Below are 12642 nucleotides of genomic sequence, written 5' to 3' on the forward strand. Positions count from 1 at the left end.
GGAACGGCCCGGTTCTGTCACCATCTACACACTCTGAGTGACTGAACCCGGGTTCACCCCCCGAAAACTTCATGAAGGGAACCGGACATGGGTCCCCATCCTGCGGTCGCGGCGATACGCCTGGCGGTTCGCCGCGTCCTCCACGACATCCTGAACGAACACAGCCACCCCTCCAGTGAGACCGCGCACGAGCGCCCGACCTCGCCGCTCGTGCTCGTGGCGTGCTCCGGCGGCGCCGACTCCATGGCCCTCGCCTCCGCCCTTGCCTTCGAGGCCCCCAAGCTCGGCATCCGCGCCGGCGGCGTCACCGTCGACCACGGCCTTCAGCCCGGCTCCGATCTGCGCGCCGCAGAAGTCGTCGTGCGCCTGAACGAACTCGGCCTCGACCCGGTCGACTCGGTCGCCGTGCACGTCGGCCGCGACGGTGGGCCCGAAGCCGCCGCCCGCGACGCCCGGTACGCCGCCCTCGACGCCGTTGCCGCCCGCCATGGAGCCGGCACCGTCCTGCTCGGCCACACCCGGGACGACCAGGCCGAAACCGTCCTGCTCGGCCTCGCCCGCGGCTCGGGCATCCGCTCCCTGTCCGGAATGGCTGCGGTCTCGGGGGCCGACGGCCGTTACCGGCGCCCCTTCCTCCACCTCGACCGGCAGACCGCCCGCAAGGCCTGCATGGTCCAGTCCCTGCCCGTCTGGGACGACCCCCACAACGCCGACCCGGCCTACACCCGCTCCCGGTTGCGCCACGAGGGCCTGCCCGCCCTGGAGAAGGCGCTCGGCAAAGGCGTCGTGGAGGCCCTCGCCCGTACGGCCCAGCTCTCCCGTGACGATGCCGACGCCCTCGACTCCTGGGCCAGCCAGGCCGAGGCCGCCGTCCGGGACCCGGCGGGCCGCCTGGAGTGCGCCAAGCTCTACGCCCTGCCGCCCGCCGTACGCCGCCGGATCCTGCGCCGGGCCGCCATCGACGCAGGCGCCCCCGCGGGTTCGCTGTTCGCCCGCCACATCGAGGAAGTCGACCGGCTGATCACCGGCTGGCGCGGCCAGGGCGCCATCAATCTCCCCGGCAAAGTCGTCGCCCAGCGGCAGGGTGGCAGACTGGTGATTCGGCAAGGCTGAATCCTTGCCCCTCTTCCGGGGGGTGGGCGGCCGGTGGGACGACCGAAAGTGATGCGGGTGGACGCGAAAGACATGGGTGCCGACCTCAAGTCGGTACTCATCACCAAGGAAGAGATCGACGCGAAGCTGGTTGAGCTGGCCGCGAAGATCGACGCGGAGTACGCGGGCAAGGACCTGTTGATCGTCGGTGTCCTCAAGGGCGCGGTGATGGTCATGGCGGACCTCGCGCGTGCGCTGTCCACCCCCGTCACGATGGACTGGATGGCCGTGTCCTCGTACGGCGCAGGCACCCAGTCCTCCGGTGTCGTCCGGATCCTCAAGGACCTCGACACCGACATCAAGGGCAAGCACGTCCTCATCGTCGAGGACATCATCGACTCGGGCCTGACCCTGTCCTGGCTGATCTCCAACCTCGGCTCGCGCGAGCCCGACTCGTTGAAGATCTGCACCCTGCTCCGCAAGCCCGACGCCGCCAAGGTCGCCATCGACGTCGAGTGGGTCGGCTTCGACATCCCCAATGAATTCGTCGTGGGCTACGGCCTCGACTACGCCGAGAAGTACCGCAACCTCCCGTTCGTCGGTACGCTCGCGCCTCACGTGTACGGCGGCTGAGCCACTCGGGCCAAGCCCTGTAAGACGATCGGGAACCCCAGCGGGTTTCGCGCCGTTGGAGCATGCAGACGGGGTTGCCAGCGGCCCTGTGCGGCTTCGGCCCACAAAGCTGGGGTACCGTCAGAAGAACTGTCTTATCAAACTCACTATGGCAGGAGGGACGGGGCGACACCGCTCCGTATGGATGGACGTGAAGCGATACTTCCGTGGGCCGGTCATGTGGATCGTGCTGGCCGTCCTTGCCGTGGTCGTGTTGATGCAGGTCGTCGGCTCGTCCGGCGGCTACAAGACGGTGGACACCGGCCAGGTCGTCCAGGCGATCAATGACAACAGGGTCGAGTCGGCCAAGCTGACCACAGGCGACGAGCAGATCATCAAGGTCCAGCTCAAGGACGACCAAAAGGTCGAGGGCAGCTCGAAGATCCAGGCGAGCTACATCGGCGACCAGGGCGTGGCCATCGCCACCACGCTGCAGAACAAGTTCCAGGCGAAGGAAATCCCGGACGGCTACACAGTCTCGCCGTCCAAGCAGAACCCGTTCGTCGGGATCCTGCTCTCCCTGCTCCCCTTCGTCCTCATCGTCGTCGTCTTCCTGTTCCTGATGAATCAGATGCAGGGCGGCGGCTCCCGGGTCATGAACTTCGGGAAGTCCAAGGCGAAGCTCATCACCAAGGACACCCCGAAGACGACGTTCTCGGACGTCGCCGGCTCGGACGAGGCCGTCGAGGAACTCCAGGAGATCAAGGAGTTCCTCCAGGAGCCGGCCAAGTTCCAGGCCGTCGGGGCGAAGATCCCCAAGGGCGTCCTGCTGTACGGCCCTCCCGGCACCGGCAAGACCCTGCTCGCGCGTGCTGTCGCGGGCGAGGCGGGCGTCCCCTTCTACTCGATCTCCGGTTCCGACTTCGTCGAGATGTTCGTCGGTGTCGGTGCCTCCCGAGTCCGTGACCTGTTCGAGCAGGCCAAGGCGAACGCCCCGGCGATCGTCTTCGTCGACGAGATCGACGCGGTCGGCCGCCACCGCGGCGCCGGCCTCGGAGGCGGTCACGACGAGCGCGAGCAGACGCTGAACCAGCTGCTCGTCGAGATGGACGGCTTCGACGTGAAGGGCGGCGTCATCCTGATCGCCGCCACCAACCGGCCCGACATCCTCGACCCGGCTCTGCTGCGCCCCGGCCGTTTCGACCGTCAGATCGCGGTCGACCGCCCGGACATGCAGGGTCGCCTGGAGATCCTCAAGGTTCACCAGAAGGGCAAGCCGGTCGCCCCGGACGTCGACCTCTCGGCGGTCGCCCGGCGTACGCCGGGCTTCACGGGCGCGGACCTGTCGAACGTGCTGAACGAAGCGGCGCTCCTCACAGCGCGCAGCAACCAGAAGCTGATCGACAACAACATGCTCGACGAGGCCATCGACCGTGTCGTGGCGGGCCCGCAGAAGCGGACCCGGATCATGTCGGACAAGGAAAAGAAGATCACCGCGTACCACGAGGGCGGTCACGCCCTGGTCGCGGCGGCCTCCCCGAACTCCGACCCGGTCCACAAGATCACGATCCTGTCCCGGGGACGGGCCCTCGGTTACACGATGGTCCTGCCGGACGAGGACAAGTACTCCACCACCCGCAACGAAATGCTGGACCAGCTCGCCTACATGCTGGGCGGTCGTGCGGCGGAGGAACTGGTCTTCCACGACCCGACGACGGGCGCTGCGAACGACATCGAGAAGGCCACCGCAACGGCCCGCGCGATGGTCACGCAGTACGGCATGACCGAGCGCCTCGGCGCCATCAAGTTCGGCGGCGACAACACCGAGCCGTTCCTCGGACGTGAGATGGCTCACCAGCGCGACTACTCGGAAGAGGTCGCCGCGCTGGTCGACGAAGAGGTCAAGAAGCTCATCGAGACCGCGCACAACGAGGCCTGGGAGATCCTGGTCGAGAACCGCGACGTCCTCGATGCGCTGGTGCTCCAGCTGCTGGAGAAGGAGACGCTGAGCAAGGAGCAGATCGCCGAGGTCTTCGCTCCCATCGTCAAGCGCCCGCCCCGGCCCGCCTGGACCGGCTCCTCGCGGCGCACGCCGTCCACCCGCCCGCCGGTGCTCTCCCCCAAGGAGCTCGCACTGACGAACGGCGCCAACGGCGCGACCCCGGCGATCACCACCGCCAAGGCCACCGCGGCGGAACCCGCCGCGGAGCCGGTTCCCGAGGAGCGGCCCGAGAGCTGACCCTCCCGGTCCCGGTGGTCTCACCAGGCCCGGAATGATTGCCGCGCCCCCCTGGTTTTAACCTGGGGGGCGCGGCATCTTCGTATGCCTGTGCAAGTGACCCTAGGAACGAGGCACCACATGATCGACCCCGTGATGCTGGACGGCGAGGGCTCCATCGGCGAGTTCGACGAGAAGCGTGCCGAGAACGCCGTGCGCGAACTGCTGATCGCGGTCGGCGAGGACCCGGACCGCGAGGGGCTGAGGGAGACGCCTGCGCGGGTGGCGCGGGCGTACAAGGAGATCTTCGCGGGGCTGTGGCAGTCGCCCGAGGATGTGCTGACGACGACGTTCGACCTCGGCCATGACGAGATGGTGCTCGTCAAGGACATCGAGGTGTACTCGACCTGTGAGCACCACCTGGTGCCGTTCCGGGGTGTGGCGCACGTCGGATACATCCCGTCCACCAGCGGCAAGATCACCGGCCTGTCGAAGCTGGCCCGTCTCGTGGATGTCTACGCCCGCCGTCCGCAGGTGCAGGAACGACTCACCACGCAGATCGCGGACTCCCTGATGGAGATCCTGGAACCGCGTGGCGTGATCGTCGTGGTGGAGTGCGAGCACATGTGCATGTCGATGCGGGGCATCCGCAAGCCCGGGGCGAAGACCATAACGTCGGCGGTGCGCGGGCAGCTGCGGGACGCGGCCACGCGCAACGAGGCCATGAGCCTCATCATGGCCCGCTGACGCGGCGGTCGATCAGGCGGCGGACGCCGCTCCCGTGTTGTGGTCGTCGTCGTCCTCCGGGAGCTTGCAGACGCGCTCCAGGAAGATGGCCGCCGCTATGACGGAGATGCCGGCCACGACGGAGAAGCCCGCATAGATGGCCTGGTCGCGACGGGCCGGGATGTCGAGGGACTCCAGCAGGAAGACGCCCGTGCCGCCGTACATCCCGGCGACGAGGGCGGCCACCAGGGCGCTGGCCTGGCCGAAGACGACCGCGCGGGCCGCCATGAGCGGGTCGACGCCCTTGGCCTCGGGGCGGCGCTCGCGCTGGGCCTTGAGACGCGCGCGCAGCGAGAGCGCCGTGGCGAGGAGGATCACGGCGATGACGGCCAGGACGATGGGGGCGGCCAGCGGGACGCTGGGGAGGGTCCCGATCGAGTTCCAGAGGCGGGCCCCCGCCCAGGACAGGATTCCGGCGACGACGAAAACGCCGGCCAGCAGCCTGATGCGCAGCTCTCTCACGGTGTCCCTTCAGCTCCCCGGATCGGTGCCTGTCCTGCGGTCGTGGTGACCCTGCCGGTCCGTCCTGTGGTCGTGTCGACCTTAACGACTATTCAGGCAGCCGGAGTTCCAGGTCCTTGCGGGCCGCGACGCCCTCGCGGGTGACGATGCCGAGGAGCTCGGCCACCGGGCCACGGCCGGGGAGCCGGGCACCCGGCTCCAGGTCGTGCCAGGGGGCCAGGACGAAGGCGCGTTCGTGGGCGCGCGGGTGGGGGAGGGTGAGCGTGGGGTCGTCGGAGACGACATCGGCGTACGCGACGATGTCGACGTCGAGGGTGCGTGCGCCCCAGTGCTCGTCCCGGACGCGGTGGAAGGCTTCCTCGACCGCGTGCGCCCGCTCCAGGAGGGAGGACGGGGGGAGGGTGGTCTTCAGGACCACGACCGCGTTGAAGTACGAGGGCTGGCTGCCGGGCTCCACACCCCATGGCTCCGTCTCGTACACCGGCGAGACCGCCTTGATGCGGACACCGGGGGTGTCCTCCAGGGCGTCGATGGCTCCCTGGAGGGTCTCCAGGCGGTTGCCGAGGTTGGCGCCGAGGGAGATCACCGCGCGTTTCGGATTCTGCAGGGTGGTGTCGGCGGCGTCGACCTTCTCGACGACGGAGGCGGGCACCGGCTGTACGGTCGGGTCGCTCTGACCCTCGGTGAACGATGCGGTCATACTCGGCTCCGGGTGATGGTGACGGTCACGTCGTCGAAGGGCACCGTGATCGGTGCGTCCGGTTTGTGGACGCAGACCTCGATCTCCTGGACCCCTTCGTGCTTCAGACAGGCCTGGGCGATGCGCTCGGCGAGGGTCTCGATGAGGTTGACGGGCTCGCCCTCGACGACGGCCACGACCTCCTCCGCCACGATGCCGTAGTGCACGGTCTTCGCCAGGTCGTCGTCGGCGGCGGCCGGTCGGGTGTCCAGGCCCAGGACGAGGTCCACGATGAACGTCTGGCCCTCTTCGCGCTCCCGGGGGAACACACCGTGGTGCCCGCGGGCCTTGAGGCCGCGCAGCGCGACACGATCCACGCGAATCACTCCTGCAATCGTCGGTAACGGCCGAGGTGCACCGGGTGCGGGCGGCGCACCGGCCTCAAACGAATCTACCTGCGGGCACTGACAGGGCCGGACCACTGGGCCGGGGCCCGGGTCGGGCTTCGCAGCTTTCATCGTGTGTTTCCCCGGGGGAACCCGGCGGCTCACGGGTTGGTAGCCGCCCCTACCCGGGGCTTCGTGATTCCAACCACTTCTTGGAATCCCTTGGTCCCGTAGGGGGCGCCTACCCACTCAGGTGGGGGTGTCGTCGCTTTCGTCCTCGTCGGTTTCGGCCAGAACCGGAGAGGCGTGGTGCGACCACAGCCGCCAGCCGCCGGGGGTGCGCCGGAACACATTGGTGGCGACGACGAGCTGTCCGACCAGCGGGCCGAGTTCCTCGCTCCCTTCGGGGGCGGGGCCGCCGCTGAGGATGTTCTCGGTGCAGGTCACCAGGGCGGTGTCGCCGGTGACGGAGACATGCACATCGGTGAGGAAGAACTGGATGTAGTCGGTGTTCGCCATGATCAGCGCATACGACCGCAGGACCTCGCCGCGGCCGGTCAGTACGGGCCAGCCGGGGTGCACGCAGGAGATCGCGCCGGCGTCCGCCGGGTCGTGGTACTCCTCGTCGACGCCCAGGTCGGAGGGGGTGAGCCAGAGCGAGGTCAGCTCTTCGAAGTCGCCGCGTTCCATCGCTTCGTAGTAGGTGGTGTTGGCGAGTTCGACCTGCTCGACATCGGTGTGGGGGGCGCTCACCGGGCTCCTTCGATGCCGTGTGCTCCTTCTGCGCCGGGGGTGCGCGCTCCCTCCACGGCGCGTGCGACGCGTACCGCGTCCGCCGTTGCGTGCACCTCGTGCACGCGCACTGCCCATGCGCCGGCGTGCGCCGCGAGTGCGGACACGGCGGCCGTTGCGGCGTCGCGCTCGCGTGCGGGCGGCGGTGCGCCCTCCGGTCCGGCCAGGACGCGGCCGAGGAAGCGCTTGCGGGAGGCGGCGACGAGCAGGGGATGGCCGAGGGAGTGCAGGCGGTCGAGGTGCGCGAGCAGGACGAGGTCGTGCTCGGCCTCCTTGGAGAAGCCGAGGCCGGGGTCGACGACGATGCGGTCGGGGGCGATGCCGCCCGCCAGGACGGCGTCCACGCGCGCGTGCAGTTCGTCGAGGACTTCGGTGACGACGTCGGCGTAGACGCCCTTGGCGTTGCCGCCCTCCAGGAAGCCGCGCCAGTGCATGACGACGAAGGGGGCGCCCGCCTCCGCGACGACGGGGACCATCGCGGGGTCGGCGAGACCGCCGCTGACGTCGTTGACGAGAGCGGCGCCGGCCGTGAGGGACTGCTGGGCGACACGGGCGCGCATGGTGTCGACGGAGATCGTGACGCCCTCGGAGGCGAGCTCGCGCACGACGGGGATGACGCGCCTGAGCTCCTCTGCCTCGTCGACCCGGCTGGCACCGGGGCGGGTGGACTCGCCGCCGACGTCGATGAGGTCGGCTCCCTCGGAGACCAGGGCGAGGCCGTGCTTGACGGCGGCCGTCGTGTCGAACCAGCGGCCACCGTCGGAGAAGGAATCGGGGGTGACGTTCACGACTCCCATGACCGCGCAGCGGTCCCACTCAGGAAGGCCCGCGACGCGCCCGCGTCCGCTCTGCTTGCTCATATGTTCAGCGTAGGCCCAGGGCGGGGCCGCCAAAGGCCGGAGGCCCGAGCGAAAGCCCCCGAGGTGGGGGGCGGGGCTTCCGCTCGGGGGGCTGTCCCGGCAGGGCCGCTCGGGCCTGCCCTCAGGTGCGCGGTTTGCCGCGGCGTCCTCTCCGCGTGTGCCTACGCCGCGCGGACGTCCCTTTCCGCGACCGCGTGTGCGCACGGGCGCCGCATGGCCGTGCGGCGGCGCAGGATGCGCGGCAGGGGCAGGGCGAGGTTGACGAAGCCCTCCGCCTGCATGGCGGCGAAGCCGATGCGCGGGAGGTCGGCGGAGGCGCGGTACACGACGAAGCGGGGCTCCCAGCGGGGCCGGAACTTCGCGTTGAACTTGTACAGGGACTCGATCTGGAACCAGCGGGAGAGGAAGACCAACAGGCCGCGCCAGGCGCGCAGTACCGGTCCCGCGCCGATCTTCTCGCCGCGCGCCAGCGCCGAGCGGAACATGGCGAAGTTGAGCGACACGCGCGCGATGTCGAACTTCGGGGCCGCCTGGAGGGCCGCCACGATCAGCAGTTCGTTCATGCCGGGGTCGGCCGAGCGGTCACGGCGCATGAGGTCCAGGGACGCCCCGTCCGTGCCCCAGGGCACGAAGTGCAGGATCGCCTTGAGATCGCCGTACGGACCCGGCTCGGCGTCGGCCTTGTGCGCGGTGGCGATGAGGCAGTCGCCGTCCGTCGGGTCGCCGATGCGGCCGAGCGCCATGGAGAAGCCGCGTTCGGTGTCGGTGCCGCGCCAGTCGTCGGCGGCGCGGCGGATCCGCTCGAGTTCGGCATCGCCGAGGTCACGGACTCGTCGTACCCGGGTCTCGTAGCCGGCGCGCTCGATGCGCTTCACCATCTGGCGCACGTTGCGCATCGCGCGCCCGGCGAGCGAGAAATCCGCGACGTCCACCACCGCCTCGTCGCCCAGTTCGAGGGCGTCGAGCCCGGTCTCGCGGGTCCACACTTCGCCGCCGGTCTCGGAGCAGCCCATGACGGCGGGCGTCCAGGAGTGCGCCTTGGCCTCGTCCATGAAGCGCTCGATGGCGCCCGGCCAGGCCTCCACGTCGCCGATCGGGTCACCGCTGGCCAGCATCACGCCGGACACGACGCGGTACGTCACCGCCGCCTTGCCGCTCGGGGAGAACACCACCGCCTTGTCGCGGCGCAGGGCGAAGTGGCCGAGGGAGTCGCGGCCGCCGTGCTTCTCCAGCAGGGCGCGCAGCCGGGTCTCGTCCTCCTCGGTGAGGTGTGCGGCCGGGTGTTCGGGGCGGAAGGCGAAGTAGATGGTGGTGATGGCGGTGAGCAGGCCGAGGGCGCCCAGGGACATGGCGACCGTCCACGACGTGGTGCCCTGGTAGTCGACCGGGCCTTCGAAGCCGAACAGGCCGTAGAGGACGTGCGCCAGGCGGTCGGCCAGGCTCGGGTCGCCGACCAGGGTCTTCGGGTGGGCGCTGACGATGACCAGCCCGAGGGCGAGCGAACCGGCGCCCATGAGGACGAAGTTGGCGAGCGCGCGCCACCGGCTGCGCGGGTCGGGCAGGGCCCTGAACTGGTCGCGGTGGCGCAGCAGCGGAGCCAGCAGCGCCAGCGAGATGACCACCCCGATCAGGGAGTGGCGGTAGGTGAACTGTGCCAGCGCGCCGAGCGGCAGCAGGGCGACGGCGGCGCGCCAGGCCCGGCGCTTGCAACGCCTGAGGCCGTGGGCGAGCAGCAGCAACAGCACACCGGCGCTCAGCGAGAGCGCGGCCGCGAACGGTCCGAACGAGCCGGGCAGCACTTCGGCGAGTGCGTGCATACGGCTGTGCCGGAACCGTGGGAAGACGCCCGCGGCGATGTCCAGCAGGCCCACGAGGGCACAGGCTCGGGCGACGACGACGGGAACGGCTTCGGGGCGTGGACCGCGCAGCAGGTGCCGTACTCGGTAAGATCGCTGCGGAACCCCGCCCGACATTTCCACATCTGTCCTGACAGACATCGCATCCCATTGGTTACGCGAGAGAGCTTGGATCCGGTGCCGATCGGGGCATCCGGCGACATTGCGCCCTCTAGGACGGTGTCTCGGAGGCAGAGGTTCACTCCTCTCCTCAAAGCTGGTGAAAAGGCCGGGGAAAGCCCTGGACAAGCCCTTGCGAAGACGTAGGGGGCGAGACGGAAAGCGCAGGCGGGAAACGGTTCATGGGTCTCACGAGCAACGAGGTGCTGGTGCTGGCGGTCCTCTCCGCCGTGCTGCTGTTCGCCGGCACGGTGTGGCTGTGGCCACGGCTGGCCCGGCGGACCTGGCGGGCCGTCAGCGGCCGTGTCGCCCTGCTCCTCGCCACCCAGTTGACGCTCTTCGCCTCGGCCGGTCTCGCCGCCAACCAGGCCTTCGGGTTCTACGCCAGTTGGGCGGACCTGCTGGGGCAGGAGACCGACGAGGGAGTGGTCGTCGACCACACACCCGGCGCCTCCGCACGCCCGCTCCGGGTCGTCGACACCGGGCACGTTCCGGGGGCGGGCGGCTCCGGCGCGCGCGCCGGCGGCCGGATCCACGAGGTCGACCTCGTCGGCCGCACGACCCACATCGCCACGCGCGCGTACGTGTACTTGCCGCCGGAGTACTTCCAGCCGCGGTACCGCACGCGCACATTCCCCGCGGCCGTCGTCCTCACCGGTTATCCGGGCACCGCGAAGGCGCTCGTGGACAAGCTCGACTATCCGCACACCGCACGGCGGCTCGCCAAGGAAGGCCGTATGGAGCCGATGATCCTGGTGATGCTGCGGCCGACCGTCGCGCCGCCGCGGGACACCGAGTGCGTCGACATCCCGGGCGGGCCGCAGACGGAGTCGTTTTTCGCCAAAGATCTGCCGGACGCCGTACGCGCGCACTACAGGGCGGGCGGAAAACCGGGGAGTTGGGGCATCATCGGCGACTCGACCGGCGGCTATTGCGCACTGAAGCTCGCTCTGCACCACCCCGGGACGTACGCGGCCGGTGCAGGCCTGTCCGCGTACTACAAGGCACCGATCGACCCCACCACGGGCGACCTCTTCCAAGGGGACAAGGCGCTCCAGAACCGCGCCGACCTGCGGTGGTACCTCAAGCACATGCCCGCGCCCGACACTTCACTGCTCGTCAGCAGCAGCAAGATCGGGGAATCCAACTACAAGGACACGTTGAAGTTCATAGAGCAGGTGAAGGCGACGGACCGGACCCGGATCTCGTCGATCATCCTCGAAAGCGGCGGGCACAACTTCAACACCTGGCGGCGGGAGATTCCGGCGACGTTGGAGTGGATCAGTGGGCGATTGAGCCATCGGTGAACCGCTGAACCCCCTTGGGCCGGGTGAATGCAGCGGGATGGCTGTGTTTTTACGGGGCGGGCCACCAAGATTCGCCTACGCGCGGTAAGTTTCTGGCCATGCCACGTGGACGTCACCGCCATTCCCCGCCCTTGCACAGGCTGCTGCCCCCGTCGGCGATCGCTGGCGTCTCGCTCGTCTGTGCGCTCGGCCCCTGGGTGTTCTCGGAACAGACGGTGCTCCGCGGTCTGGCCGCGGCCGCCGCCGCGACGACGGTCGTCGGCGCGGTCGTGCTCCGTCGTTGGGACATGCAGGCCGGCAAGCAGGTCGCCGACCTCACGCGCGCGCGTGCCAGCGACGAGTGGCGGCACGAGGAGCGCGCGGCCGAACTGGAGACGGATCTCGAGGAGTCGCGCGAGCTGCGCGGCAAGCTGGAGCAGCGGCTGCGCGCGAAGCGTGCGGAGCTGGCCGGGCTGCGCAACGAGCACGCGGCGCTGCTGCGCCGGTACGCCACCGCGGAGACCGAGCGCGCGAGCGCCCTGGAGGGTCGCCGCCTGCTCGAGATAGAGGCCACCACGCCGGCCCGCGCACTGCCGCCCGTGCCGACCCAGGCGACCGCTCCCGCTGAGGAGACCGATGCGGTGGCCGTCTCGGCCTCGGCCTCGGCCGACATCGAGTCGCCGGAAGCCGTCGACGCCGAACAGGGCGAGCCCGAAGAGGCAGCCGGGGCAGCAGAGGCAACCGAAGCCGCAGACGCGGCCGAGACCGGACAGGTCGAGCCGGTGGCTCCCGCGGTCTTCTCCCCGGAGGGGTCCAAGCTGTTCCTGCGCGCCAAGGTGGCACTGGCGAAGTTCGACGCGGACAGCGCTGTCAACGGGGCCGACGGTGCTGCCAAGGGCGTCGACAGTGCCTCCAGCGCCTCCAAGGACTTCACGGAGGACGAGGGCGGTCCCAAGGGTTCCCCCGATGACGACAGTTCCCCGAAGGGCGGCACGTCCGCCAAGGAGCAGCCGGTGAAGGCCGGCGCCGGGGAGGCCGTACAGGAGGACGAAGCACAGGGGAAGCCCGAGGCGGTCGACGGGCATGAGCGCGCGACCGCCACCTCCACTGCCAAGCCGGCCCAGCCCGTGCAGCACCACACCGGGCACTTCGCGGTCCCGACCGCGGTGGCCGTCGTCCCCGCCTCGCCGGTGCGGCGTCCGTCGGTCGAGGGCGGCTTCGACTTCTTCGGTACGAAGGCGGAGGCGGAGTCCGCCGCCCTGGAAGCCGTACAGAACGAGGATCTCGCCGACGTCGTCGGTCAGGAGGCCCTCGCCCTCCACAAGGCGGAGGCCGAGGCGGAGTTCAAGCCGGCGGACGCGGAGTCGCGCGGGATCGGGCAGGTCATCGATCTGACGGCTCACGACGAGACGGAGCAGATCGATGTGCAGGGGCTGCGGAGCGCGGTTTCCTGA

12 protein-coding genes are annotated in these 12642 nt (G+C 69.9%); 6 read left to right on the plus strand and 6 right to left on the minus strand.

All coding sequences use genetic code 11. The features are described from left to right. Nucleotides 1-87 precede the first annotated feature (87 nt). From tilS to folE, 4 genes are all read left to right on the plus strand, one after another. Complete coding sequence (tilS, locus tag ACIHFB_RS24115; protein WP_365273191.1) at nt 88-1113, plus strand: tRNA lysidine(34) synthetase TilS; 1026 nt, start codon at nt 88-90, stop codon at nt 1111-1113. A gap of 51 nt (nt 1114-1164) precedes the next feature. Further along, nucleotides 1165-1725 carry a hypoxanthine phosphoribosyltransferase gene (gene hpt / locus ACIHFB_RS24120; protein ID WP_365273444.1) on the plus strand — a complete coding sequence of 187 codons (561 nt, stop codon included), beginning with the start codon at nt 1165-1167 and terminating at the stop codon, nt 1723-1725. A gap of 184 nt (nt 1726-1909) precedes the next feature. Beyond that, nucleotides 1910-3943, plus strand: a complete 2034-nt coding sequence (gene ftsH / locus ACIHFB_RS24125) for an ATP-dependent zinc metalloprotease FtsH (RefSeq protein WP_365273194.1) — start codon at nt 1910-1912, stop codon at nt 3941-3943. Nucleotides 3944-4063: 120 nt separating this feature from the next. Beyond that, nucleotides 4064-4669 carry a GTP cyclohydrolase I FolE gene (gene folE / locus ACIHFB_RS24130; RefSeq protein WP_365273197.1) on the plus strand — a complete coding sequence of 202 codons (606 nt, stop codon included), beginning with the start codon at nt 4064-4066 and terminating at the stop codon, nt 4667-4669. Nucleotides 4670-4681: 12 nt separating this feature from the next. Here folE and ACIHFB_RS24135 read toward each other — a convergent pair whose 3' ends face one another. From ACIHFB_RS24135 to ACIHFB_RS24160, 6 genes are all read right to left on the minus strand, one after another. Next, nucleotides 4682-5170: a DUF3180 domain-containing protein gene (locus ACIHFB_RS24135; RefSeq protein ID WP_400127856.1), complete on the minus strand. Its 489-nt coding sequence runs from the start codon at nt 5168-5170 to the stop codon at nt 4682-4684. Nucleotides 5171-5258: 88 nt separating this feature from the next. Then, nucleotides 5259-5870, minus strand: a complete 612-nt coding sequence (gene folK, locus ACIHFB_RS24140) for a 2-amino-4-hydroxy-6-hydroxymethyldihydropteridine diphosphokinase (RefSeq protein ID WP_365273203.1) — start codon at nt 5868-5870, stop codon at nt 5259-5261. Then, nucleotides 5867-6226, minus strand: a complete 360-nt coding sequence (gene folB, locus ACIHFB_RS24145; protein ID WP_365273206.1) for a dihydroneopterin aldolase — start codon at nt 6224-6226, stop codon at nt 5867-5869. The genes folK and folB overlap by 4 nt, the downstream gene beginning before the upstream one ends. A gap of 258 nt (nt 6227-6484) precedes the next feature. Continuing rightward, on the minus strand, nt 6485-6988 hold the full coding sequence (locus ACIHFB_RS24150; RefSeq protein WP_365273209.1) for a nuclear transport factor 2 family protein: 504 nt from the start codon (nt 6986-6988) through the stop codon (nt 6485-6487). Beyond that, nucleotides 6985-7887, minus strand: a complete 903-nt coding sequence (gene folP, locus ACIHFB_RS24155; RefSeq protein ID WP_365273212.1) for a dihydropteroate synthase — start codon at nt 7885-7887, stop codon at nt 6985-6987. The genes ACIHFB_RS24150 and folP overlap by 4 nt, the downstream gene beginning before the upstream one ends. A 161-nt stretch (nt 7888-8048) precedes the next feature. Further along, nucleotides 8049-9860, minus strand: a complete 1812-nt coding sequence (locus ACIHFB_RS24160) for a phosphatidylglycerol lysyltransferase domain-containing protein (protein ID WP_365273447.1) — start codon at nt 9858-9860, stop codon at nt 8049-8051. Nucleotides 9861-10084: 224 nt separating this feature from the next. On the opposite strand from ACIHFB_RS24160, the gene ACIHFB_RS24165 reads away from it, so the two are divergent. Further along, complete coding sequence (locus tag ACIHFB_RS24165; protein WP_365273215.1) at nt 10085-11209, plus strand: alpha/beta hydrolase-fold protein; 1125 nt, start codon at nt 10085-10087, stop codon at nt 11207-11209. Nucleotides 11210-11307: 98 nt separating this feature from the next. Continuing rightward, the gene (locus ACIHFB_RS24170) at nt 11308-12642 is read left to right on the plus strand and encodes a hypothetical protein (protein ID WP_365273218.1); all 1335 of its coding nucleotides are present in this window, start codon (nt 11308-11310) and stop codon (nt 12640-12642) included.

The sequence above is a fragment of the Streptomyces sp. NPDC051963 genome (genome assembly GCF_044593495.1).
GTDB lineage: Bacteria > Actinomycetota > Actinomycetes > Streptomycetales > Streptomycetaceae > Streptomyces.